We start from the raw sequence: 23,629 nt of genomic DNA, 5'->3' as shown, positions 1-23,629 counted from the left end.
CCCCTATTTTTCATTCAACGAATTATCTCTTAACCCTAAAGCCTTCAACATTGTTTGGAACTTAGCTGACGTTTCTGCTAGCTCATCTTCTGGTTTTGACTCAGCAACAACTCCAGCTCCTGCATATAAACGAAGTGTATTCTCTTGCACTTCAGCACAACGAATTGTAACAATCCATTCGCCATCTCCATTTAGATCGCTCCACCCTAACATTCCTGTAAAGAATTCACGGTCAAATGGCTCAATTTTTTGAATAGCCTCTCTTGCTTCTTCCATTGGAGTTCCGCAAACTGCTGGCGTAGGATGAAGAGCAATTGCTAATTGTAAAGAAGTAGTATTCGGATCCTTAAGTTCACCTTTCACTTCTGTAGACAAATGCCACATTGCTTCACTATGAATAACTGATGGTTTTTCTGGCACATGCAATGTATGACAGTACGGACGAAGTGCAGCAGCAACCGCTTCAACTACTACCGCATGTTCATGTAAATCTTTTGGTGAAGAGAGTAATTCCTCTGCTCTTCTTTTATCTTCAGCTGGATCGTCACTTCTTGGTCTTGAACCAGCTAATGGATTAGAAACGACTTGCATACCACTACGTGAAACAAGCAATTCAGGGCTTGCTCCAATTAATGTCTTACTTTTCTCGTTTTCATCTTTCGGTAAATTCACAGCAAATGTATAACCGTGCTTATTATGTTCTGCTAATTCGCGAAGTAGTTTTTGTTTATCAATCTTCTCTGAAGATTTAACATCCAACGATCTAGATAGAACGATTTTATTTAAATCTCCGTCCTGAATTTTTTCAATCCCTTGCTTCACACCATTCATATAAACTTCAGGAGCTGGAACCGGTGTCATTTCAAATGTCAGTTTCTCATTTCGTTTTATCTCATTTGTTGTCTCCAACTGTAAACGCTCAGTAATTCTCCAATATTCCGGTACAATAAGTTGAACTTCTTTTCTACGATCAAAAGGCAAAGCACCAACAACGATAGGATTCGGATTTCCGGCTTGTTTTGCATTACTTAATACCGCTTGTACAAGTTCTGGAAAACTTTCAATTTCATGATGTTTTACTGTAGTAAACTCTCCTTCTGTCAATATCGTTCGAGTTGGTGAAGCGAAAAAGAACGAAGATTCAGTTTTATAATCTTCTAATAATTTTTCTGACAGTTCCTTTACGGTTGTAAGTTCATTCATAGTATGAAAACCTCCTGAATTTTTTATCCCGCATTAACGGGCAGTAAGATCCGCACCTCAAAATTCAGCGGAAGCAAAGAAGTTAGGTGGGGATCAACTGCCCGTAAAAGCCCGATTGGTTCAACTAATAATCAGTGGGGGATGAACAAAACCCCCACTAATTAAAGTTTCACTTTATTAAACTCCTAATGTAGCTCCGCCATCGACACATAAATTGTGCATTGTAATATGACTCGCTTTATCAGAAGCTAAAAACAATACTGCTTCAGCAATTTCTGAAGGTTGTGCAATTTTTTGTAACGGTATACCGAGTCTATATGTATTTTGAGAACCAGCAATTATATTTTTAGCTCCATTCTCATCAGCCCATAATAATCTTTGCATTTCAGTTTCAGTAGAACCTGGAGAAACTAAGTTGCAGCGAATATTGTATGCTGCAAGCTCTAATCCTAAACATTTCATGAACATGGTCGTTGCAGCTTTTGATGCAGCATACGCAGCCATTTCCATTCTCGGAGTATTCGCCGCATTTGAGCCAACTGTAACAATTGCCCCTGATTTTCTTACCATCATGCGTTTACTTACCGCTCGGGACATATAGAAAACTCCTGTAGTATTTACAGAGAATGTTTTATTCCAATCTTCATCACTTAAAGAGTGAATCGCTCCCATACGTAAAACCCCTGCAACATTTACTAATATATCTATCGGTGCTATGTCATTTTCAATTCGGTTTACTACCTCTTCAACAGCAGTGCTATCACTCACATCTAAATGAAATGTCTTCATATGTGTTTCATATGATGCACAATGATTTAATAACATATTTAGCACTTCTTCATTTTGATCAACTGCAATAACTGTAGCTCCTCTTTCTAAAAACATTTTTGCTACAACACTACCTATACCTTGGGCTGCACCTGTTACTATAACGGTCTTCCCATCAAATTCCCCTAAATTCATTTCCTCTATCCTTTCATTTGAAAATTAATTTAATTAAACAATTAATGATAATGATTATCGTTATCGATGTAAAAAATAATACACTTACTAAACTAATTGGTCAAGTGTACTTTTCATCAAAATAATATTTACTGATAATGTTTTTCATTTAATATTCTTACAACGAAATGATAATGTTTCTCAATGAACTTGTCAATCTTTTTTTATTTTTCAGATAAAACATTTTAATGCCTCTTAATAAAATCATAAAAAGCATTAAAAGTACTTACATTATAAATTAAATTCAAACTCCTCTTTTTAAAATTGAAGAAAATAAACTGTATATACCTTCTTTTAAAATGCTTTATGAAAAACTCAAGTATATATTTTCTCAATATTTTTCTGAAAATATATATTGCAAATACCAATGAATGTCTTCTTTATTATTTAAGATTTATTACATATTTCGAATACGATATATCGATTTATTATATTCCAATATAATCCAAATGGATATTTCACTCACTTTTACACCTAAAAAAATTCCAAAAGTAATTTAACCTTGTTAAAATAACTCATAAAAAAAGCACCCTATTTAATAGGATGCTTTTTCGTAATCATAGTGCTATAGAAGATTTATACACTTATGCTACGCTGCGATACTCTTCTTCTTGTTCTTTTTTCTGTTTAGGTGCTTGAATTAAAATTGCGATAATAAATGACACGACACATAATACGCCGATAACCATGAAAGTTGGTTTAAATCCACCTAGAATTGCACCGATAAAGGAACCAGCAAGCGCTCCAAATCCAAATCCTTGATACACGATTCCGTAATTTTTACTATGATTTTTCATACCGAAGAAATCACCAACAATAGCCGGGAAAATAGTGATATTTCCACCAAAGCAAAACGCTACACTTGCTACACATACGAAGTAGATACCATAATTTAAATCTACGAAACTTAGAACTAAAACTGAAGCCGCCATAACAACAAAAGTACCAGTAACGATTTTTAAACGGCCGATTTTATCTGATAACGGTCCTAGAATAATACGACCTAATGTATTGAAGATTGCAACCATAGCCACCGCATTAGCTGCTGTCGCTGCGCTAAGCCCTACAAGTTGAACACCAATGTCTTTTACCATACCAATTAAGTATAAGCCACTCATACATGATGTAAATAACATAATAAATAATAAGTATACTTGTTTTGTGCCTAACATTTCTTTCGTTGTATATTCCTGAGTTTTTGTTTCATGAACTGCTCCTTGATCTGCAGCTTGATGGATTAAACAAGCGCCAATTACAATCATAGCTGTAACAATTAAACCCCAGTATATAAACGCTTGTGATACACCAACTGATTCAATCAACTGTGCGTTAATGTATTTAAAGATTAAGCTACCCGAACCATATGCAGAGACAGAAATACCAGCAATTAAACCTTTACGCTCTGGAAACCACTTTATTAAATTGGATAGTGAAGTAATATATGCTGTACCATCCGCGTAACCTACAACAACTCCTGCTAGTACATAAAGCAATATTAATGAAGAAGCTTGTGAACTAAGTATTAATCCTAGTCCTAACGCTAGTCCAGCTATCATAATAAGTTTACGAAGTCCCCATTTTTCTTGCAATTTACTCGCAAATAAAGTTGAAAATGCTAAGGAAAGACTAGTAATTGAGAAAGTTATTGCAACAGCGTTTAGACTCCAACCGTATTTACTAACTAAAGGCTGATTGAATAAACTCCATGTATATATCGTTCCAAGCCCCATTTGTACTATGACCGTGCCAAGGACAACAAGCCATGGATTAACAGTTGATTTTTTCATATCATTCCGCCTCCTCTTTCTATTTCAATGCTATTCTCTAAATATGCTTTTTTTATTTTCATTTTCGCCACCTCATTCGATTTAACAACTTCATTGTATAGGATGTTTCCGCTCATGTAAGCACTTACAAGATAGAGCGTCAAAAATATGGAATCAGTTACAGAAAACGACGGATGAAATACAAAAAACTACATGTTAAATACGTAGCAGCTTTTATAATGGTTTACATCAATACGACTTATGTGTGTTTTCATATCCTCTTTTATAAAAAGTTATGTGCCCAGTTACACCATGGCTGGACTTCAAAATTTTGATTATCCTATACAAACAAAAAAACACCATATTCTTTTTAACTCTCCAGCTTTGTAACATGTTACGCCCGCACTCCTTGATACAAGTCATTTAATTGCCTTATAAACTTGCTTTTCGTTACAAGGCTTGTGCTCAAAAATCCCACTCTTTTTGTATTTCCAATTTCGTACATAAAAATAGAAAATATATAATCTATTTACATAATGTTGCACTTTCAGTTCATTAAACAAAAAAATATTTTATTGATAAATAAAACTAAACATTCACTAATATATCTATACGTGGTTTAATATATATAATAAACAAACAATTCTGTCTTTTATAAGGAGGTACTATGAAAGCAAACGTAGGGGATACTATACTATTTCAACGAAGTAACTTAAAGATTACAGGATCTGTACTAAAACTATACACTGAATCGGTCTTAGTTGAAGTTACAGATGTGAGCGGTGGTACTTTTGAATTTGACCGAACAATTGTAAATCATAAAAACTATAAAATTTTAAATGCAAATAAATAAAACAATACAAAATGGCCCCTGCTTAACAGCAGAGGCTATTTTGTATAACAACACTTCATTAATTTATATATCCTAAAACACTAACAATCTTGCTTGCTTTTAAATTATTAATGTAATAATAAATTTCTAACCCTCTTCTCTCAGCTCTTAACACTTTACCTTTCATTTTTGATAAATGCTGCGAAACAGTCGATTGAGGAATATTTAATATTTCTGTTAATTGTGTTACATTACAAGTTTTACGTGCACTTAATTCATTTACGATTTGCAATCGTATTGGATGCGCCATTATTTTTAAAATATCCACATCTTCTTCAGTTACTAAACTTTTTTTTATCTCGCTCGTATGTGTTGTCATAAGACATTCCCCTTTTATTTAAATTCCTTTTTATTTATAACTGCTTCTACATAAAATGATATCTCTAACATACAATTAAGACCCTTATATAGGAATAATTGGATTTTCATTATTTAAAAACAGCAATGTTATAAAATTTTATTTATTTAGTACATATACATAATATAATTTCAATTTGTGCTGTATGTGAAGTTCGCATAAATTTAGGGTGAAGATTTTTCAAATAATTAAAACGTTTTTTGATACTATATGATTCATATAACTTTCTATATTTTTTATAGAACTAATAATTCTACCTATAATTAACTATCTAGCGTTTTTAACACATGTTAGGCGTTTGTATATACTATTACAAAACACATTTTTATTAGGAGGAAATTTATATGCCTACACCGTTACAAGAACAAGTTGAAGAAGCTCGTGAGACGTATGTCAGTCGTATTATTTTAGTCGGTGGATCAGCCTTATTTTTAACAGGTGGTGTAATATCAGCAATTTCTGCTTTTAAAAGTTTTAATCGTTTGGCTAATACACCACCTTCTTCAGATAACTCATAGTTGCTTACTTCATACAAACGCCGCCTCCAATAAGGAGACGGCGTTTTATTTATTATTTTACTAAAATCCTCAGCAATTTGATCTTGTTACTTCACCACAAACCTAGTCTGACTACACCCATCCTTCTGCTTCGTTACTTCTAATACAGCTGGCATTGCGTTTTTCAGCTCTTGAACGTGTGAAATGACACCGATAAAGCGGCCTGATTTTTGTAAGTCGATTAGGGCGTCAACTGCCTTCGTTAATGACTCTTCATCTAATGAGCCGAATCCTTCATCGATAAACATCGTTTCGATGGAAATACCACCTTCATACGCTTGAATTACGTCTGCCATTCCAAGTGCTAAGCAAAGTGATGCGTTAAATTTCTCACCGCCAGATAATGTTTTTACATCTCGGGTTTGACCTGTGTATGCGTCATATACATCTAAGCCTAATCCACTTTGACGGTTTCTCTTTTCAACTCGCTCACTTCGTTTTAAATAAAATTGGCCATTTGATAATTTACGTAATCGTTCGTTTGCGATTTGAACGATTTGTTCTAGATACTCAATTAAGATGTAACGTTCAAAGGATATACGACTATCGTTATCCCCTTTCATTACTTCATATAAATCAACAAGTTCTTGGAATGCTTTTTCTTCCTCATGAATTTGTTCATCAATTCGTTTAATGTTTTCATGTAAATCCGTAATATATGTTACCGCATTTTGCGCACGTTGACGTTTTTCTTTTATTATATCAAGATTAATTTGTAATTCTGTTATGTGTTCACCTAACGCCGTAATATCCATGTACTCTTTATCTTTTAATTCAGCATGTAACTCTTCAATTTGTTTTGCAAGCACTTCAAGAGATGAATAATAACTTTGAATTTCTTTTTGTAACATCTCCATCTCGATATCATTTAATTTAGCTTCTTTATACATGATTTGATCTGTAAATCCGCTCTGTTCAAGCTCTTTCATAAAGCGTGTAAACGTCTCTTCTTTCTTCAATTTTGTACTTTCAAATTGATTAGAAGCACTTTCCTGTTCTGCTTGAATACGTATATTTTCATTTTGCCAATGTTGATACGCTTCCTGCACTTTCTTCCATTCGTCTTCCATTAATCTGAGTTCATGCATAGCTTGGTCAAACTGAACTTTCCAAGCTTGTACTGTTTGTAAGCTTTCAGGAATACTTTTCTTATCATGTTCATATGACGTACGAAGCTGCATACACTCCATTTCTATACGATGCTGCTCTATTTCTACCTCACGCTTTTGTTTCTGAAGTCCCTCTACTTTTTCTTCTACGCTTTTTATATTCACAGCAGTTTGCTTACGAGTTTCTTCGCTTGCTTTTAACGTATTCACTTCAGTTGCTAATTGTTTTCCCTTTTGAACAAGCGCCCTGTATGTTTCAACTAATTCTTCCGAGCGATAGCCTCGCTTCTTAACCTCTTCTATTACCTGTTCATATTGAATATGATAGAAATTCCATTTCTCCTCTAATTGAACATGTAATTTTTCAGCAACATTCTTCTTGTCTCTTAAATCATTTAACTCTTTCTCATCGATCGCATCACTTTGCTCTGTAGCTTTTTTCGGATGGTTCGTACTACCACATACTGGACAAGATTCACCATCATGTAAATGAAGAGCTAATATACCAGCTTGTTCACTTAACCAGCGACGTTCCATATTTCCATATGCGTTAACTGCCAATTGCATCTTATTATATGCTGATTCTTTTTCTTGCTCGCATTTTTGTTTTTCTTGCCATACATCATATGCCTGCTTTAATACTTTTGCATCTTCTCGCATTTTCGTTAATTCTTCTACTTTAGCTACATATTGTTCAAGCGCTACTTCTAATTGCTGTAATTCATCAGACATTAGCTGTTTTTGATTTGTATGCTCCTCTAATTGTCGATCTAAGTTTTGCATACTTTCTTTTAATTTCTCTACTTGAATTTCTGTATCTTGTAAATTCAACTGTTTCTCAGCTAATGATGCAATGATCGGTTGTAACTCTTCTAATCTTTGAACGAGTTTTTTTGCATTTTCTCTCTCAGGTTCTTTATTCTTTACTACTTCATATTTCTCCTGAGCAAGTTCAAAGTTATTCGTTATATTTTCTTTTTTGGCGATTATCTGTTTTAACAAACTTTCAACCTTCTGCTCATTTTGCATTGCTTCTTCGTACCATTGTTCAAATGGTAATAAGCGCTTCGCTTGTTCCGCACGCTTAAAAGATTTTTCTTTCATTTCAATAACTGTACGGTTCTCTTGTAAAGTATTATATTTCTCATTCTTTTGTTGTAAATCTATAAATTTCTCATTTACAGATTTCGCTGCATGAAAACGTGTTTCAGCATCCTTTAATTGCTTCGTTTGAACATTTTGTTCTACTTGTAATTGCTCAACCTCTGCCTTATACGCAGCTGTTTCTTGTTCTAATACTTCTACTACTTGATGCGTATTTACATGTTCTTGTTCCACTAATGTCTCTAATAATGCTCCATCACGTATTGGCAATTTAAAAACATTACGGAAATATAGCTCTCGTTCTTTTTGTTTTTCTTGTAAGACGTCTTTCCATTGTTTGCGTTTTTGGTCTAGTAACTCACGCATTAACTTATAACGATCTGTTTTAAAAATACGACGTAAAATCTCTTCTTTATTTTCTGTTTCAGACGTTAATAGCTTTCGGAACTCTCCTTGCGGTAACATTACTATTTGGCTAAATTGATGTTTACTTAATCCAATTAAATCTTCAACTTTATTATTTACATCCGTTACATGAAAACGATCGACACAAGGAACTTTTTCTTCATTAATTACTTCATATAATTCAACTGCATGTCCTGTAATTGTTTTATTCCCTTGTTTTTTATGACCAAGTTGTCGCTTTATTTCATATCTTTTCCCTTTTAATTGAAAGGTTAATTCCACACTTGTATAAACATTATCATCAGCAAATTGACTACGGAGCATGCTTGTATCACTACGCTCTTCCCCACTAGCTTCTCCATATAACACATAACAAATCGCATCAAAAATCGTTGTTTTGCCGGCCCCTGTATTTCCAGAAATAGCGAAAATACGATGTTCGCCAAGATCATTAAAATCGATTACTTCTTTCTGTTTATATGGACCAAATGCCGTCATAATAAGCTCAATCGGTCTCATCCTCGCTCACCTTCCCGTTCTTGCACTGTTTGCAACACATCTAAGAATAGACGTTCTTTCTCTTCTGATAACTCTAACCCTTTCATTTCTTTGTAAAAAGCTTTTAAAAGAGATAAATCATCCGTTTTATGTCTTGAAATAGTTACTTCATTTTCATCTGTGAACTCTCGTCTTTGAATAGATCTTTCAACATGCATTGCATTTGGGTATACAGAACGTATTTTTTCCATTGGCTGCAAGACTGGATTTTCGTCTAATAATTTCACAAATACATAATCTTCATTTACTGGATGATGTATTAAATCGTCTATTTTTGCTTCTACTGTACGCATTTTACGACGTGGTGTAAGTAAACGTTTTTCAATTTTTGTTTCACCTTTTTCATCCAGTTCCACAATATAATATCCTTTTTTATGTTTTTCTTCAGAGATAGAATAGGCAAGTGGCGAACCTGAATAACGAATTGTCTCATTACGTACAAAATGCGCTTGATGTAAATGACCAAGCGCCGTGTAATGAAACTTATCAAAATAATGGCTATTTACATATTCAGCACCACCAATTGAAAGTGGTCGTTCCGCATCACTTGTATTTTCCTCTGCCTCTCCTGAAGAAGTTACAAATGCATGTCCTACAAATACATGTCTCGCTTCTTTATCCATCGTTTCAGAAAGTTCATTCATAAAAATACGCATCGCATCATCATGAGAACGAACATCTTCATTTTTCAATATATGTCTAACAATACTTGGATCCGCATACGGAATGAGATGGAAATGAACCTCTCCGTATTCATCATTTAAAACAACAGGATTATATGGAAACTGGAATTGTCCAACAATATGTAATCCTTGTTTTTTCATTAAATTACTACCAAAATGTATACGGTCCGGACTATCGTGATTTCCTGCAACTGCGATTACTGGTGTTTGTAACTCAATAACTATCTTTTGTAATACATCATTTAATAAGTCTACTGCTTCTGTAGGTGGAATTGCTCGGTCATATAAATCTCCTGCAATAATTACAGCATCCGGTTTTTCTTCTTCAACAGCTTGTACAAACTGATCTAACACAATTTTTTGATCTTCAGTCATATATACACCATGAACAAGCTTACCTAAATGCCAATCCGCTGTATGAAAAAACTTCATATTACCCTTCTCCTTTTAGTTTACTGATTGTAGTGAAACAAGCTGATAGTTTAGTGTAGTTTTTCCGTTCTCCCATTTTAACTTTTGGACAATTGCACTACCGATTCTTTCTTCGTTTGATTTATATAATGGTAATATTTCTTGAATAGTAAATAGATGATAACCATCTAAAATTAATTGAAATAAATTATCTTCTATATGTAATCTCACTTCTTTTTCATTTGAAATAATTTTTGTGTGCATCTCAAATTTCATGCTAGATACAACCCCTTTTTTCTAATCTCTACATTTTAATAGTATAGTGGTCATGCAAGATTGACAAGTAAATACACTACGATGTACACACTTTTTTAATTATAAGTATTTTATGTTTTTTACATAAAATACGGTATGTGAAATTTTTAATCTACAAAAATAAAAATGCCATTCAGGCATCCTTATTTTTGTAAGTACTCTTTCATAACGTAGTACAATACAGTTATTAAGACAATCGCTACAAAAAACGCAAATACAGCCACTACATACCCATCTTTATTGAGTAAAAAACATATGGAAATAGATATTATAAAAATCGGAAACACGAGACGCACCTTATCCTTCACTTCTTCTGTCGTATCTGTATGATGAAAATACTGTGTAATTCCTACCATAAGAGATGACAAAATAATTACCGACAATAGTAAAGGTCCTGGCATTCCGATCTCTCCTTTCTCTATTTCTAATTATATACAAACCCCACTGCCTTTAAAAGTTAGACAATTCAGCTTTTTGATTTTTTCTACATCCACTCTTTAATAGATTGTTACGCCACGCATAATAACTCAATATAAGTTATACATATAATAGCGCCTTCAACACTATAATTCCAAATAATTGCGCTTACAGTAATGTTGTAATATTCCTCTTCCTTCTTCAGAATCCTGCAAATATAACTCGTCAAAATATGCGGAGTACATATTAATCCTTATAGCGCCAATATTAGACAAATTTATAAAGGACATTTCATCATGTATCAAGAAATAAGAATAGGAAGATATGTAAGGGAGGATTTATAATGACTGAACACGTTTTATTTTCTGTTAGCGAAAACGGCGTTGCATCTATTACTTTAAACCGTCCAAAAGCACTTAATTCTTTATCCTATGACATGTTAAAACCAATTGGACAAAAACTTAAAGAATGGGAACAAGATGATCAGATTACAGTTATCGTTTTAAAAGGAGCTGGAACGAAAGGTTTTTGTGCAGGTGGCGACATTAAAACGCTATACGAAGCACGTTCAAATGAGATTGCATTACAGCATGCAGAACAATTTTTTGAAGAAGAATATGAAATTGATACATTTATTTATCAATATAAAAAACCAATTATCGCCTGTTTAGATGGAATCGTAATGGGTGGTGGTGTTGGTCTGACAAATGGAGCTAAATATCGAATAGTAACAGAACGTACGAAGTGGGCGATGCCTGAAATGAACATCGGTTTCTTCCCAGATGTCGGTGCTGCTTATTTCTTAAATAAAGCTCCAGGATCTACTGGCCGATATGTCGCTTTAACAGCATCCATATTAAAAGCTCCTGATGTATTATATATAAACGCTGCTGATTATTTTATGACATCCGATTCATTACCAAATTTCCTTACCGCACTTGAAAATATAAATTGGAATAAAGAAGATGTACATACTCATTTAAAAGAAGTTATTCGTACATTTGCAACTGCTCCAAACTTAGAAAGCGAGCTTGCTCCTTCTTTAGAAGTAATCAATTCACATTTTGCATTCGATACAATTGAAGCAATCATCCACTCGTTGGAGAAAGCCCAAAGTTCATTTGCACTAAAAACGAAAGAAACGCTATTATCAAAATCACCTGTTTCACTAAAAGTAACATTAAAACAGTTTATTGATGGACAAGATAAGTCCGTTGAAGAATGTTTCGCTACGGACCTTATACTAGCTAAAAATTTTATGAGACATGAAGATTTCTTCGAAGGAGTACGCTCCGTTGTCGTTGATAAAGATCAAAATCCGAATTATAAATATAAACAGTTAAGTGATGTTTCAGAAGAAGACGTAAATCGTTTCTTTAATTTACTTAATGCATAACAAAAAGGCTATATTTGTAGTGTATGCAACATTACAAATATAGCCTTTTGTATTTAATATTTTTAAATACAATTTAATTTAATTTAACCAAAATGTGTGCTACACTAGCTTTAATCGAATTTTCTAAAAATAAAAAGGAGGACAATTTATGATAGAAAATTATCTTCTTTTCATCATTATGTCAATTTGTCTTATCATTTTACCCGGTCCAGATACAGCAATAGCTACGAAAAACACATTGGTTGCTGGAAAAATCGGCGGCGTAAAAACTGTTTTTGGTACTTGTGTTGCGCTTTTAATTCACACTTTAGCTGCTGTAATTGGTCTTTCGGCACTTATTGTAAAGTCTGCTCTTTTATTTTCTATTTTTAAATATGTTGGTGCTGTATATTTAGTCTATATTGGTATTAAAGCCCTTTTAGCAGTCAGAAACACATCGGACTTAAATACAAATGAAGTTCCAATAAATAATGAAAATAAACATACTTCTTGCTTTCGCCAAGGTTTCCTTACAAATTTACTAAACCCTAAGATTGCAGTCTTCTTTTTAACTTTTTTACCACAGTTTTTAAATCCAAATCATAATACATTTATACAACTTCTCGTTATGGGACTTACTTATCTCATTTTGACAGTCATTTGGTTTGCTTTTTATATATTTTTAATTGATAAAATTAGTGCCTTTATGAAGAAACCGAAGACGCAACGTTATATTCAAGGATTAACGGGAATCGTTTTAATTGGGTTTGGTATTAAACTAGCTTTTGAAAGAAATAATTAACAAGACGAAAACCACCACTATTAATAGTGGTGGTTTTCATTTAATAACTGATTTGGCTGTTTACTCTATATTAAAACCAGCGCTCAGTTACAACTTTTTTGCGTGTATAAAATTGAACGCCATCCGTACCATTTGTACCAAGATCTCCAAAGAATGAAGCTTTGTTTCCTGCAAATGCGAAGAATGCCATTGGTGCCGGAACGTTTACGTTTACACCAATCATACCAGCATCGATGTTATCACGGAACGTTTGAGCATGCTTACCATTTGAAGTATAAATAACAGCACCATTCGCAAATTTCGATTGATTTGTCAGCTTAATACCTTCTTCTAAATCTTTTACTCTTACAATACTTAATACTGGAGCGAAAATTTCATCTTGCCAAATTTTCATTTCTTGATTTACACCATCAAAGATTGTTGCACCAACAAAGTAACCTTCCCCAACTTCTTCATTGATTTTACGGCCATCGACTAGTAAAGTTGCTCCATCTGCTACGCCGCTATTAATATAGCCTAAAACACGTTCTTTATGCGATTCACGGATTAATGGTCCGACGTAATTATCTTCGTTGAAACCATCGCCTACTTTTAATTTTTTCGTCTCTGCTACTAACACGTCAATGAATTCATCCGCAATTTCATCTACTACTGCTACAACAGAACATGCCATGCAGCGCTCTCCACTACTTGCGAACGCAGATCCAATTACACCTTGTACTGTTTTTTCAAGATTGCAATCTGGCATTACAATCGCATGGTTTTTCGCACCTGCTAACGCTTGTACACGTTTTCCATGTTTCGTACCTGTTTCATATACGTAACGAGCTACCGGCTCAGATCCAACGAATGAAACAGCTTGAATATCTTTATTTTCCAAAATGCTATTTACAACATCTTTTCCGCCTTGTACTAAATTTAATACACCTTTTGGGAAACCAGCTTCATAGAATAACTCTACAAGTCGCTCTGCTAAAAGTGGCGTTCTTTCAGATGTTTTTAATACGAATGTATTACCGCAAGCAATTGCAAGTGGGAACATCCATAATGGAATCATCATTGGGAAGTTAAACGGTGTAATACCAGCAACAACACCGATTGGATAGCGCCAAATCGATCCATCAATTCCACTAGCAATATTCGGAAGAGCTTGTCCCATCATTAAATTTGGTGCTGATGTTGCAAGTTCTACTGCTTCAATACCACGCTGCACTTCACCAGTTGCATCTGTTAGTGTTTTACCGTTTTCTAGCGTAATGATTTTTGCAAGCTCTTCTTTGTTTTCTTGTAAAAGCTGTAAATATTTATACAATTGTCTTGAACGATTCGGAACTGGTACTTTAGACCATTTTTCGTATGCCGCTTTTGCAGCTTCAACAGCTTTTTCAACATCTTCTTTCGGAGATAGCGGAACGTAAGCGATAATTTTTCCAGTTGCTGGATTTGGAACTGCTTCTACTTCTGTACCAGTAGACTCTACCCACTCACCATTAATATGATTTTTTACTCGTTTAATTTCAGTTGTAATCATTATATTCTCTCCTTTTTTATGATGTATATAAGTCTATTATTTTTGATTAGAAATTAATTGTTCGCTAACTTTCTTATATAAAGCAGCCATATCGTTTTCACCATATCCTGCTTTACTCGCTTCTTCATATACATTTAATAGCATTTCGCTTACTGGTAAGTGGAGTTCACTTTCCTTAGCTAAATCAACTGCAAATCCCAAATCTTTCTTTAATAAATTCACAGTAAAGCCTGGCTCGTAGTTTTCGGATGCAATGAAACTTTTATAATTACGCTCATAAATTCTACTTTGACCGTAACTTACATTTAAAATATCAAACATTTTATCTAAATCCATATTGTTCTTTTTCGCTAACGTTAAAGCTTCACTCACACCAGCTGTATAAAAACCAATTAATAGATTGTTAATTAATTTAACAGTCGTACCGCTATCAATTTGTTCACTAACGTGGAAAATATTCGCCCCTAACGCTGCCATGATAGATTCAGTTTTATCATATACGTCTTTTGATCCACCAACCATAAACGTTAATGTACGATTTTCTGCTCCAATTACCCCACCGCTAACAGGCGCTGCTAAAAAGTCTACTTTCTTTTCCTTCGCCGACTCCTCTAACAGTTTATTTAACTGTGGAGATACAGTACTTGTATCAATTAATACAACATTCGAGTGGCTATTTTCAAATAATCCTTCTTCCCCAAAATATACCGCTTCAACAGCACGAGGTGAAGGTAAACTTGTAAAAATCACATCGCATGTCTCTGCTAGTTTTGAGATTGATAAGCCAATAATTCCTCCTTCTTTTTCAAAGGAAGCTTCAGCCTCTTTGTTTAAGTCCACTCCATATACTGTGTAACTTGATTTAACTAAATTTTTAGACATTGGAAGACCCATGTTACCTAAGCCGATAAAACCAATCTTTTTCATATCGCTTTCCTCCTATTTACACAATATATTTCCCACGATTTATAATAGCTTTCGCAATTTCTCTCTTTTTCGTAAATACGTTCGTGTATAAAGGCACTAATAATTGACGGATTTCAGCTAACATTACGTGTCTATCTTGTTCTTCTGTGACAGCCGCTGAAAGTATTGAAATCGTCGATTCTTCTACTTTACGATAGCCTTCTTCACAAATAACATCCGTTATCATTTGTTTCGTACGCTCTTTTTCTTCACCATTTTTACTAATTGCTTTACTCGTACGTAAAAATGCTGATTCCATGACGTACACGTCCGTCAACATATTTGATAATACACGTGAATATTCTTGCTCTTGATCAATTTTTAATCCTGGAGTTTTAGAGAGCGTTTTCAAAGATTGTTTCAACAATTTTTTCGCTAATAAAATGTAACGATGGTTTCTTTCTACATTTGCTACATCAATTTCTACTTCAGCATCTTCTATTTGCTCGATTTGCTTCATTAACATTTTTGCAACTGTTAATCTATTAATTTCATTCGTTCCTTCAAAAATACGACTAATTCTAGCATCACGATATAAACGTTCTACCTCGTACTCTTGCATATAGCCGTACCCGCCATGAATTTGTACAGCTTCGTCTACGATATAAGCAAGTGTTTCAGAAGCGTTTACTTTATTCAGTGCACATTCAATTGCAAATTGGGACATTTTTTTCATAAGATCTTCATCACTCTCATGAATTGCTTCATCAATTACACCTGCTGTACGGTAAGCTGCACTTTCTGCTCCATATGTAGCAATGATCATATTTGCAATTTTCTCTTGAATCATCGTAAAGTCTACTAATTCCGTTTGGAACTGTTTTCGCTCTTTTCCATATTGAACCGACAAACCGATTGCTTGTTTTGCTGTTCCAATATTTCCAAAAGCAAGTTTTAGTCTAGCAAAGTTAAGAATATTAAGGGCTACGTGATGCCCTTTCCCAACTTCTCCTAAAACATTTTCAGCAGGGATAACTACATCTTCTAAAATAAGCGTCGCCGTTGAAGAACCTTTAATCCCCATTTTCTTTTCTTCTAATCCAATAGATACACCTTCACATGTTCTTTCGACAATAAACGCTGTCATCCCTTTATTTGTCTTCGCAAAAACAACGTATACATCTGCCATATGAGCATTTGTAATCCACTGCTTCTCACCATTCAACTTCCAAGCTGTACCCTCTTCATTCAAAACTGCACTCGTTTTTGCACTTAATGCATCAGAACCAGCATTGGGCTCAGTTAAAGCATAAGCACCAATCCATTCTCCGGATGCGATTTTCGGCAAGTACTTTTCTTTTTGTTCTTTCGTTCCGTAATATATGTAAGGCAATGTACCTACACCAGCGTGTATATTAAATGAAACGCTAAATGCACCAGCGTAACCCATTTTCTCTGCTACAAGACCTGAGACAGCCTTTCCTAATTCGAACCCACCGTATTCTTCTGGTACCTCAATGCCTAATAATCCAAGTTCCCCAGCTTTCTCAAATAATTGACGAGAAACGTTATAGTTATGTTGTTCAATGTTCTCAATTTGCGGAACAATTTCTTGTTTTACAAATTGTTCTGTCGTTTTTGCAATTAAATCTTCATCCCCTGAAAAATCTTCTGGTGTAAAGAAAGTATTGTTCACATCTTTATTGAGTGAAAAGAATTCATCCCAAGGTAACTTCGTTTTCTCCATCTGAATCCCCCTATCATTTCGGCCTTCATTGCTCTTTGCATATGCTCGTCTACGATGAGTGGAATATCTTATTATTGAAAACAGAAGGCGATGATTTTTCACATCAAGCAGTTCGTTTTGCCAAAGATGTATTCTCATCGCCTTCGTTGTTTTATCTATTGATCTTCTGATAATACTGTTTTTGCAATTCCAGTATCTAATTCCTCAAAGTCATGATATGAAATTGTTTCATATAACTCACTTCTCGTTTGCATATTAGAAAGTGCATCTTTTTGAGAACCTGTTTCCTTAATTAAAGTAAACACATTTTCATACGCTTTCGCGGCAACTCGAAGTGAAGTTACAGGGTAAATCACCATTTGGAAGCCCATATTTGCAAATTCCTCTGCACTATAATATGGAGTTTTTCCGAATTCAGTCATATTCGCAAGTAAAGGTGCATTTACCTTACTATTAAATAGACGGAACTCCTCTTCTGATTGAAGCGCTTCAGGGAAAATTGCATCTGCCCCTGCTTTAACATATGCATTCGCTCTTTCAATCGCTGCATCTAATCCTTCCACGCCGCGAGCATCTGTGCGTGCTACAATATATAAGCTTGGCGCAACTTCTTTAATCGCTTTAATCTTTTGAACTAATTCTTCTGTTGTAACAAGTTTCTTGCCATTTAAATGTCCACATTTCTTTGGTAATTGTTGATCTTCAATTTGAACAGCCGCTACTTTCGCTTCCAGCATTTCTACAGCTGTTCTTGCTACGTTTAGTACTCCACCAAACCCTGTATCAATGTCAACAAGAACTGGTAAATCTGTAGCTCTTACTAGATCCTTTGCTCTATCTGCTACTTCAGTAGACGTCACGATACCTAAATCTGGTAGACCTTTACTTGCAGTGTAAGCAGCTCCCGATAAATAAAGAGCTGAAAAACCTGTATTTTTCGCAACAAGAGCCGCCATTGCATCATGAGCACCTGGAATTTGCAAAATTTCATTTGCTTCTACTAAAATTCGAAAGCGATTCGCAAGCTCCTCTTGTGTTGACTGTTTATTCACAACCCAAGCCATTCTAAATTCCCCCTATTATTAAATTAAGAATAGATCTACAAATTCGTTTACATTCATATTTTCTAGTTTTTCCTCATTTAAACAAACTTCATGAATTTGTTCTTGTTGCTTACTAGAATAATGACCTGCCATATTTGCAGTGAATTTTTGAACAACTTTTGGAATCGCTTCGTCTCTACGGAAACGGTGACCAAGTGGGTATTCACATTCCACATTTTCTGTTACAGTACCATCTTTAAAGTGAACTTGAACAGCGTTGGCGATTGAGCGCTTGTTCGGCTCAAGATAATCTAAACTGTACTGTTTGTTTTCAACAACAACCATCTTATTACGTAATTCATCTACACGTGGATCATTTGCTACTACATCCTCATAATCGTCCGCAACGATATCTCCTTTTAATAAACCAATTGCCGTAATGTATTGTAAACAATGATCACGATCAGCTGGGTTATTTAATGGACCTTCTTTATCGATAATACGAATTGCTGATTCATGAGTTGTAATTGTAATACGATCAATTTCATCTAATCTTTCTTTAATTTCCGGATGTAACTTCACTGCACATTCTGCAGCTGTTTGTGCATGGAATTCTGCTGGGTATGATACTTTAAATAATACATTTTCCATTACATAAGACTCTAATGGTCTAGCTAATTTTAATTCTTGCTTGTTAAATAATACATCTTGGAATCCCCATCCTGGCGCAGATAATGCTGTTGGATAACCCATTTCACCTTTTAGAGCAGTCATTGCAAGATGAACACCGCGACTCGTCGCATCACCTGCTGCCCATGATTTACGTGAGCCAGTATTTGGAGCATGACGATATGTACGAAGACTAGAATTATCAATCCACGCATGTGATAATGCATTAAAGATTTCGTCACGTGTTCCGCCAAGCATTTTCGCAACTACAGCAGTTGTTGCTACTTTTACGTATAATACATGGTCAAGTCCAACGCGGTTTAAGCTGTTTTCTAAAGCAAGCACGCCTTGAATTTCATGTGCTTTAATCATCATTTCTAGTACTTCACGTACTTTTAATGGTTCTTTTCCCTCTGAAATGCGAACACGGCTAATATAATCTGCAACTGCTAAAATTCCGCCTAAGTTATCAGATGGATGTCCCCATTCTGCTGCAAGCCAAGTATCGTTATAGTCTAACCAACGGATCATACATCCGATATTAAATGCACCTTTTACTGGATCTAGCACATAAGATGTTCCTGGTACACGTGTACCATTTGGCACGATTGTTCCTGGTACAACTGGTCCTAGTAATTTCGTACACTCTGGATATTGTAGTGCTAAAATTCCACATCCAAGTGTATCAAGTAATACGTAGCGAGCAGTACTGAATGCTTCCGCACTTGTAACCTCTTTATTTAATACATAATCTGTAATTTCTTCTAATAATGCATCTTTTTGTTTAATTTCATTTGTTTTAATCATGCTAATCTTCCCTTTCTGTCGAAAATTCGTTATTATTAATGATGGGTGTCGGTCAAACACCCATCTGGCGGGCGGCGCTAACAACTCCCCAGTTGTTTTTATTTACTAAATGCATGTCGCTCGCCTATATACTTTACGCGTGGACGGAACAAACGATTATTTGCATGTTGCTCAATAACGTGCGCACATAATCCTACTGTTCTAGAGCTAAAGAAGATTGGTGTGTACAGTTGAATTGGAATACCAAGCATCCAATATACTGGAGCTGCATAATAATCAAGATTCGGATAAATTCCTTTTTCCTTCTCCATAATCTTTTCTCCAGCTTCACACATTTCATATAGTGTATAATCATCTTTTACATCACATAACTGCTTTAAAGCTTCCTTCATCATAAGTGCTCTTGGATCCATCTTCTTCATATAAACACGGTGTCCAAAGCCCATAATTTTTTCTTTGTTATAAAGTTTCTTCTGTAATAGTTCTTCAAATTTCTCAACATTTCCAGCTTCTAAAAGCATGTACATAACCGCTTCATTTGCACCGCCATGTAAGCTTCCTTTTAAAGATGCAACTGCACCTGTTAAAGCACCGTATAAATCCGATTGCGTTGATGCAATTACGCGAGCTGTAAACGTAGAGTTTGGCATTTCATGTTCACTATATAAAACAAGGGAACGATCAAAGATCTTTTCCTCAAGTTCAGTTGGTTTTTTACCAGTTAACATATAGAAGAAATTCGCACTATATGGCAATTCCTGAAGGGGCTGAATTGGCTCCTCATTATTTAAAATATGATAGCTATTCGCTACAATATTTGGCACTTTACTTAAAAGCTTGTACCCTCGACTTTTATTCACTTCTAACGAGCGGTTTTCGATATCACTATCGTAACCAGCTAATGCAGACACACCTGTACGTAACCCATCCATAGGATGCGTTTCCTTAGGCAATGCCTTTAGCACGTTGAATACACCTTCTGGCACTGCATATTCTTCTTTTAATTTCTTTTCAATTGTTGCTTTTTCATCTTCATTCGGTAGATGTTCTTCTAATAAAAGGTGCACAATGTCTAAATACTCTTTTGTTTTTGAGAGTTCGATTAAATCATACCCTTGAATTACAATTTCACCTTTTACTGTGTCAAGAAACGAAATTTTCGTCTCCGCTGCTACTATACCATCTAATCCCGGGGAAAATTTTTCTTCAGCTTTCATCATTATTTCCTCCAATCCTAATAGATCTTCGTGCACATAACTGTAAGCCTTTACAATACTGTGAAACTACATTTCTATTTCAATGTATCAGAGTTTTTAGAAGATTTCAATTTATTTTATAATGATAAGTTTCCTATACTTTTTCTGCTGTAATAATACAATTTTTCAAAAATAACTTTCATATTTTATAAGAAAAGGGCATACATCCTTTTACGATTTTTTAAAACGAAATATAACAATCATCCATATAATCCCACTAAATATACCTTTACTCTCTTTTTATTTAACAAATATAAAAAAACGAGCTGCATTCATGCACAGCTCGTTTTTAATAATATTAATTTCATATTCTCATAAATATAATTCTTATATAAAATTTATTTATTTTTAATAAAGTTATTATTTTACATAATTAAATTGAATTTCTTCCGTTTCTTTACGATAGCTGACAACTAAATCATAGTTTTGAAGGTACGAAAGATTATCAAAATCTATAAAAATAATATACCGTCTTTCTCAACTGACACTATTTCCCGAACTGGTTTCTCAGAAACAATTCCTAAAGAGTATCCTGGATGAATTGCACTATTTCCTCCGCACATTTCAATAAAGTGAAACTTTAATCAGTGGGGGTTTTGTTCATCTCCCTCTGATTTTTAGCCTTTACCAATCGGGCGTTTACGAGCAGTTTATCTACCACCTAACTTCTTTGCTCCAGCCGAATTTTGAGGTGTGAGTCTTACTGCCCGGCAAATAGCGGAATAAATTAAAGCGATTCATCATACTTTATACGCAATTCTTCCTTAAATCATCGTAGAGCATCATGTTCAATTGAAATTTTCATCTTCGCCCTTCCTGTTTACGCAAAATCTTTTTTGCCTAATCTTTGTTTTACAAAAACAACGAAAAGAATTAAAGCTATTAATCCAGAAATTGCACTACCAACAAATAAAATACGGTAACCAAACATTTGTGAAACAACTCCAAGTAAAATCGCACCTAATCCAATACCTAAATCAAATGCAGTAAAGAATGAAGCGTTAGCAACTCCTCTTTTACTAGGATCAACAATTGTCAGCATCGCTGCTTGCAAAGCGGGCTGTGCTGAACCGAATCCAACACCGTATAATGCCGCTGCGATAATTACACCAGTCAAACCATTTGAAATCGTTAATACAACTATCGCTAAAATGGTAATACATAGTGCCGGGAGTATGATAAATACTTCTCCATACTTATCTAATAATTTACCTGAAATCGGCCTTACAATTGTTAAAGCAATTGCATATACAAAAAAGAATGTCCCAGGATTCACATCAATTGATGACGCGAATAACGGTAAAAATGTTGTTATTCCTCCATATGCAAATGATAAAAAGAAAACAACAATCGTTATTGATAAAACGGATTTTTCAAACAGCTGGATTTTCCCTTTTTCTTTTTGTGGCGTGAATGGCATTTTCGTTATTAACGATAATACGACTGCCATAAAGGATAAAAGAGCCGCTAACAAGAATAGACCATGAAATGAATAATTTTGTACAACCCATAATCCAATCATTGGGCCAATTGCCATCGCGATTGTCATCGCCATGCCATACCAGCCCATTCCTTCACCACGACGTGAATCTGGAATAATATCAGTTATCGCTGTTCCAACTGCTGTTGTAGAAACAGCCCACGTCACTCCGTGAATAACGCGTAAAACAGCTAAAAGGACAATAGTCGATGCTAAATTATACGAATACATCGTTATCCCAAAAAATATGAGTCCGAAAATAATAAAAGATCTTCTACCATATTGATCTAACATTCCTCCGATAATCGGTCGTATTACAACTGCAGCTATTGTAAACATTCCCATCATCAGTCCAACTTGTGATTCATTTCCACTAATCTCTTTAATAAAGAGCGGTAGCGTTGGAACAAGTAAATAAAACCCTGTAAATAAAAATAACATCGCGATAGTCATTTGAATAAATGATTTCGTCCATAATCGTTCCATTAAAATTCCTCCATAAACACGCAAAATATTGCAATCAACACATCAATTGTATATTTTTCATGCTCCCTTTCCCTCCGCTAATAGACGTATCTTTTCATAATAAATGGTCTACCATCAATTTAAGTTGGTCTTACGACTTTATACCTATGTTTTAAGCGAAAGTCCTATATATGTACCTTTATATGTTCTAAAAGAATATACTATTTTATTATTAAACTTAGGAGTGATCGTTTCATGTGGGTATCACCAAGAATAGTTACTGCAGTTCCGTCAGTTCCTTCAATACATGTCCCCTCTGTTCATACAGCTAGCTCCGATGTTGGTATTGAACTTCCTGCTACTTGGCAACAATTCCAAACTCCTGGGCAAGTCACCCCTGTATATTGGAATCATGGCACACATCCTAGTAGTACTGGTTTCTATAACCCAGGCTATCCTCCAGTACCTCCTACTCAAATTTTTTATCATTTCCCATCAATTTACTTTCAAAATTTCTATGGTACTTTTAACATTTAAAAATAATAGTAATCTTTATAATATAAAAAGCACCAAAGGAACCGTTTTATCGGTACCTTTGGTGCTTTTTTATATACGTTATTTATTGTCCATTATTGACAGGGGCTTCTCCTGTGTTCCCACCAGTAGTTGGTGGCGTTGTTGCTGGTGGCGTTGGAGTTGTATTCCCTTGGCCCCCTCCACCGTTATTCGGTGGGGTTGTATCCCCCTGACCTCCACCGTTGTTCGGTG

20 protein-coding genes and 1 pseudogene are annotated in these 23,629 nt (G+C 34.8%); 5 read left to right on the top strand and 16 right to left on the bottom strand.

What is annotated here, in order from left to right; genetic code table 11:
* Window positions 1-3: 3 nt before the first annotated feature.
* From dhbC to BAU27_RS15880, 3 genes are all read right to left on the bottom strand, one after another.
* The gene (gene dhbC / locus BAU27_RS15890) at window positions 4-1,203 is read right to left on the bottom strand and encodes an isochorismate synthase DhbC (RefSeq protein WP_071771415.1); all 1,200 of its coding nucleotides are present in this window, start codon (window positions 1,201-1,203) and stop codon (window positions 4-6) included.
* A 177-nt stretch (window positions 1,204-1,380) separates the two neighbouring features.
* A complete protein-coding gene (dhbA, locus tag BAU27_RS15885; protein ID WP_071771414.1) occupies window positions 1,381-2,166 on the bottom strand; it encodes a 2,3-dihydro-2,3-dihydroxybenzoate dehydrogenase in 786 nt (261 codons plus the stop codon).
* Window positions 2,167-2,789: 623 nt separating this feature from the next.
* Window positions 2,790-3,992: an L-lactate MFS transporter gene (locus BAU27_RS15880; protein ID WP_071745535.1), complete on the bottom strand. Its 1,203-nt coding sequence runs from the start codon at window positions 3,990-3,992 to the stop codon at window positions 2,790-2,792.
* 646 nt (window positions 3,993-4,638) lie between these two features.
* Between BAU27_RS15880 and BAU27_RS15875 the strand changes: the two genes are divergently transcribed.
* Window positions 4,639-4,824, top strand: coding sequence for a YkvS family protein (locus tag BAU27_RS15875; RefSeq protein WP_000646796.1), 186 nt, complete (start codon window positions 4,639-4,641; stop codon window positions 4,822-4,824).
* Between the two features lie 58 nt (window positions 4,825-4,882).
* On the opposite strand, the gene BAU27_RS15870 is transcribed toward BAU27_RS15875, so the two are convergent.
* Entirely contained in the window at window positions 4,883-5,182 is a 300-nt protein-coding gene (locus tag BAU27_RS15870) for an ArsR/SmtB family transcription factor (protein ID WP_071745534.1), read from the bottom strand.
* Window positions 5,183-5,565: 383 nt separating this feature from the next.
* Here BAU27_RS15870 and BAU27_RS32370 point away from each other — a divergent pair, with 383 nt between their 5' ends.
* Window positions 5,566-5,739 carry a hypothetical protein gene (locus BAU27_RS32370; RefSeq protein ID WP_071745533.1) on the top strand — a complete coding sequence of 58 codons (174 nt, stop codon included), beginning with the start codon at window positions 5,566-5,568 and terminating at the stop codon, window positions 5,737-5,739.
* 86 nt (window positions 5,740-5,825) lie between these two features.
* Here the strand turns inward: BAU27_RS32370 and BAU27_RS15860 are convergent, their stop codons facing one another.
* The 4 genes from BAU27_RS15860 to BAU27_RS15845 form a co-directional block, all read right to left on the bottom strand.
* A complete protein-coding gene (locus tag BAU27_RS15860) occupies window positions 5,826-8,915 on the bottom strand; it encodes an AAA family ATPase (RefSeq protein ID WP_071771413.1) in 3,090 nt (1,029 codons plus the stop codon).
* A complete protein-coding gene (locus tag BAU27_RS15855; protein ID WP_071771412.1) occupies window positions 8,912-10,069 on the bottom strand; it encodes an exonuclease SbcCD subunit D in 1,158 nt (385 codons plus the stop codon). Before BAU27_RS15855 ends, BAU27_RS15860 begins: the two co-directional genes overlap by 4 nt.
* Before the next feature lie 15 nt (window positions 10,070-10,084).
* Window positions 10,085-10,324 (bottom strand): DUF2584 family protein, encoded by a 240-nt coding sequence (locus BAU27_RS15850; protein ID WP_071771411.1) that lies wholly within the window; start codon window positions 10,322-10,324, stop codon window positions 10,085-10,087.
* A 182-nt stretch (window positions 10,325-10,506) separates the two neighbouring features.
* Window positions 10,507-10,764 (bottom strand): hypothetical protein, encoded by a 258-nt coding sequence (locus BAU27_RS15845; protein WP_001119412.1) that lies wholly within the window; start codon window positions 10,762-10,764, stop codon window positions 10,507-10,509.
* A 359-nt stretch (window positions 10,765-11,123) separates the two neighbouring features.
* Between BAU27_RS15845 and BAU27_RS15840 the strand changes: the two genes are divergently transcribed.
* Together BAU27_RS15840 and BAU27_RS15835 are read left to right on the top strand one after the other, a co-directional pair.
* On the top strand, window positions 11,124-12,176 hold the full coding sequence (locus BAU27_RS15840) for an enoyl-CoA hydratase/isomerase family protein (RefSeq protein ID WP_071771410.1): 1,053 nt from the start codon (window positions 11,124-11,126) through the stop codon (window positions 12,174-12,176).
* A 148-nt stretch (window positions 12,177-12,324) separates the two neighbouring features.
* Window positions 12,325-12,957 (top strand): LysE family translocator, encoded by a 633-nt coding sequence (locus tag BAU27_RS15835; RefSeq protein WP_071771409.1) that lies wholly within the window; start codon window positions 12,325-12,327, stop codon window positions 12,955-12,957.
* A gap of 70 nt (window positions 12,958-13,027) precedes the next feature.
* Here BAU27_RS15835 and BAU27_RS15830 read toward each other — a convergent pair whose 3' ends face one another.
* The 8 genes and pseudogenes from BAU27_RS15830 to BAU27_RS15795 all read right to left on the bottom strand — a co-directional run bounded on the left by BAU27_RS15830 (window position 13,028) and on the right by BAU27_RS15795 (window position 22,882).
* Window positions 13,028-14,488 (bottom strand): CoA-acylating methylmalonate-semialdehyde dehydrogenase, encoded by a 1,461-nt coding sequence (locus BAU27_RS15830; RefSeq protein WP_071771408.1) that lies wholly within the window; start codon window positions 14,486-14,488, stop codon window positions 13,028-13,030.
* Between the two features lie 36 nt (window positions 14,489-14,524).
* Window positions 14,525-15,415: an NAD(P)-dependent oxidoreductase gene (locus BAU27_RS15825; RefSeq protein ID WP_071745527.1), complete on the bottom strand. Its 891-nt coding sequence runs from the start codon at window positions 15,413-15,415 to the stop codon at window positions 14,525-14,527.
* Window positions 15,416-15,431: 16 nt separating this feature from the next.
* Window positions 15,432-17,141: an acyl-CoA dehydrogenase family protein gene (locus BAU27_RS15820; protein WP_071745526.1), complete on the bottom strand. Its 1,710-nt coding sequence runs from the start codon at window positions 17,139-17,141 to the stop codon at window positions 15,432-15,434.
* Between the two features lie 155 nt (window positions 17,142-17,296).
* Window positions 17,297-18,205 (bottom strand): methylisocitrate lyase, encoded by a 909-nt coding sequence (prpB, locus tag BAU27_RS15815; protein WP_071745525.1) that lies wholly within the window; start codon window positions 18,203-18,205, stop codon window positions 17,297-17,299.
* An 18-nt stretch (window positions 18,206-18,223) separates the two neighbouring features.
* Window positions 18,224-19,660 carry a 2-methylcitrate dehydratase gene (gene prpD, locus BAU27_RS15810; protein ID WP_071745524.1) on the bottom strand — a complete coding sequence of 479 codons (1,437 nt, stop codon included), beginning with the start codon at window positions 19,658-19,660 and terminating at the stop codon, window positions 18,224-18,226.
* 98 nt (window positions 19,661-19,758) lie between these two features.
* On the bottom strand, window positions 19,759-20,880 hold the full coding sequence (gene mmgD, locus BAU27_RS15805) for a citrate synthase (RefSeq protein ID WP_071771407.1): 1,122 nt from the start codon (window positions 20,878-20,880) through the stop codon (window positions 19,759-19,761).
* Window positions 20,881-21,276: 396 nt separating this feature from the next.
* Window positions 21,277-21,473, bottom strand: a pseudogene (locus tag BAU27_RS32650) (HesB/YadR/YfhF family protein); the annotation flags it as partial.
* Between the two features lie 263 nt (window positions 21,474-21,736).
* Window positions 21,737-22,882: an MFS transporter gene (locus BAU27_RS15795; RefSeq protein ID WP_071771406.1), complete on the bottom strand. Its 1,146-nt coding sequence runs from the start codon at window positions 22,880-22,882 to the stop codon at window positions 21,737-21,739.
* Window positions 22,883-23,116: 234 nt separating this feature from the next.
* Here BAU27_RS15795 and BAU27_RS15790 point away from each other — a divergent pair, with 234 nt between their 5' ends.
* The gene (locus BAU27_RS15790) at window positions 23,117-23,398 is read left to right on the top strand and encodes a hypothetical protein (RefSeq protein WP_071771405.1); all 282 of its coding nucleotides are present in this window, start codon (window positions 23,117-23,119) and stop codon (window positions 23,396-23,398) included.
* The last annotated feature ends 231 nt before the right edge of the window (window positions 23,399-23,629 follow it).

It is taken from the genome of Bacillus sp. NH11B (genome assembly GCF_001884205.1).
In the GTDB taxonomy this organism is placed as follows: Bacteria; Bacillota; Bacilli; order Bacillales; family Bacillaceae_G; genus Bacillus_A; species Bacillus_A proteolyticus.
The sequence above is the reverse complement of the archived record's forward strand: the minus strand, read 5'-3'. Positions and strand labels throughout refer to the sequence as shown.

What these genes read in the sequence shown, in the direction of transcription:
- BAU27_RS32370 (WP_071745533.1), top strand. Translation starts at nt 5,566, where the DNA reads ATGCCTACACCGTTACAAGAACAAGTTGAAGAAGCTCGTGAGACGTAT.
- BAU27_RS15880 (WP_071745535.1), bottom strand. Translation starts at nt 3,992, where the DNA reads ATGAAAAAATCAACTGTTAATCCATGGCTTGTTGTCCTTGGCACGGTC.
- BAU27_RS15830 (WP_071771408.1), bottom strand. Translation starts at nt 14,488, where the DNA reads ATGATTACAACTGAAATTAAACGAGTAAAAAATCATATTAATGGTGAG.
- prpB (WP_071745525.1), bottom strand. Translation starts at nt 18,205, where the DNA reads ATGGCTTGGGTTGTGAATAAACAGTCAACACAAGAGGAGCTTGCGAAT.
- BAU27_RS15835 (WP_071771409.1), top strand. Translation starts at nt 12,325, where the DNA reads ATGATAGAAAATTATCTTCTTTTCATCATTATGTCAATTTGTCTTATC.
- BAU27_RS15855 (WP_071771412.1), bottom strand. Translation starts at nt 10,069, where the DNA reads ATGAAGTTTTTTCATACAGCGGATTGGCATTTAGGTAAGCTTGTTCAT.
- BAU27_RS15850 (WP_071771411.1), bottom strand. Translation starts at nt 10,324, where the DNA reads ATGAAATTTGAGATGCACACAAAAATTATTTCAAATGAAAAAGAAGTG.
- dhbA (WP_071771414.1), bottom strand. Translation starts at nt 2,166, where the DNA reads ATGAATTTAGGGGAATTTGATGGGAAGACCGTTATAGTAACAGGTGCA.
- BAU27_RS15870 (WP_071745534.1), bottom strand. Translation starts at nt 5,182, where the DNA reads ATGACAACACATACGAGCGAGATAAAAAAAAGTTTAGTAACTGAAGAA.
- dhbC (WP_071771415.1), bottom strand. Translation starts at nt 1,203, where the DNA reads ATGAATGAACTTACAACCGTAAAGGAACTGTCAGAAAAATTATTAGAA.
- BAU27_RS15840 (WP_071771410.1), top strand. Translation starts at nt 11,124, where the DNA reads ATGACTGAACACGTTTTATTTTCTGTTAGCGAAAACGGCGTTGCATCT.
- BAU27_RS15820 (WP_071745526.1), bottom strand. Translation starts at nt 17,141, where the DNA reads ATGGAGAAAACGAAGTTACCTTGGGATGAATTCTTTTCACTCAATAAA.
- BAU27_RS15825 (WP_071745527.1), bottom strand. Translation starts at nt 15,415, where the DNA reads ATGAAAAAGATTGGTTTTATCGGCTTAGGTAACATGGGTCTTCCAATG.
- mmgD (WP_071771407.1), bottom strand. Translation starts at nt 20,880, where the DNA reads ATGATGAAAGCTGAAGAAAAATTTTCCCCGGGATTAGATGGTATAGTA.
- BAU27_RS15860 (WP_071771413.1), bottom strand. Translation starts at nt 8,915, where the DNA reads ATGAGACCGATTGAGCTTATTATGACGGCATTTGGTCCATATAAACAG.
- BAU27_RS15790 (WP_071771405.1), top strand. Translation starts at nt 23,117, where the DNA reads ATGTGGGTATCACCAAGAATAGTTACTGCAGTTCCGTCAGTTCCTTCA.
- BAU27_RS15795 (WP_071771406.1), bottom strand. Translation starts at nt 22,882, where the DNA reads ATGGAACGATTATGGACGAAATCATTTATTCAAATGACTATCGCGATG.
- BAU27_RS15875 (WP_000646796.1), top strand. Translation starts at nt 4,639, where the DNA reads ATGAAAGCAAACGTAGGGGATACTATACTATTTCAACGAAGTAACTTA.
- BAU27_RS15845 (WP_001119412.1), bottom strand. Translation starts at nt 10,764, where the DNA reads ATGCCAGGACCTTTACTATTGTCGGTAATTATTTTGTCATCTCTTATG.
- prpD (WP_071745524.1), bottom strand. Translation starts at nt 19,660, where the DNA reads ATGATTAAAACAAATGAAATTAAACAAAAAGATGCATTATTAGAAGAA.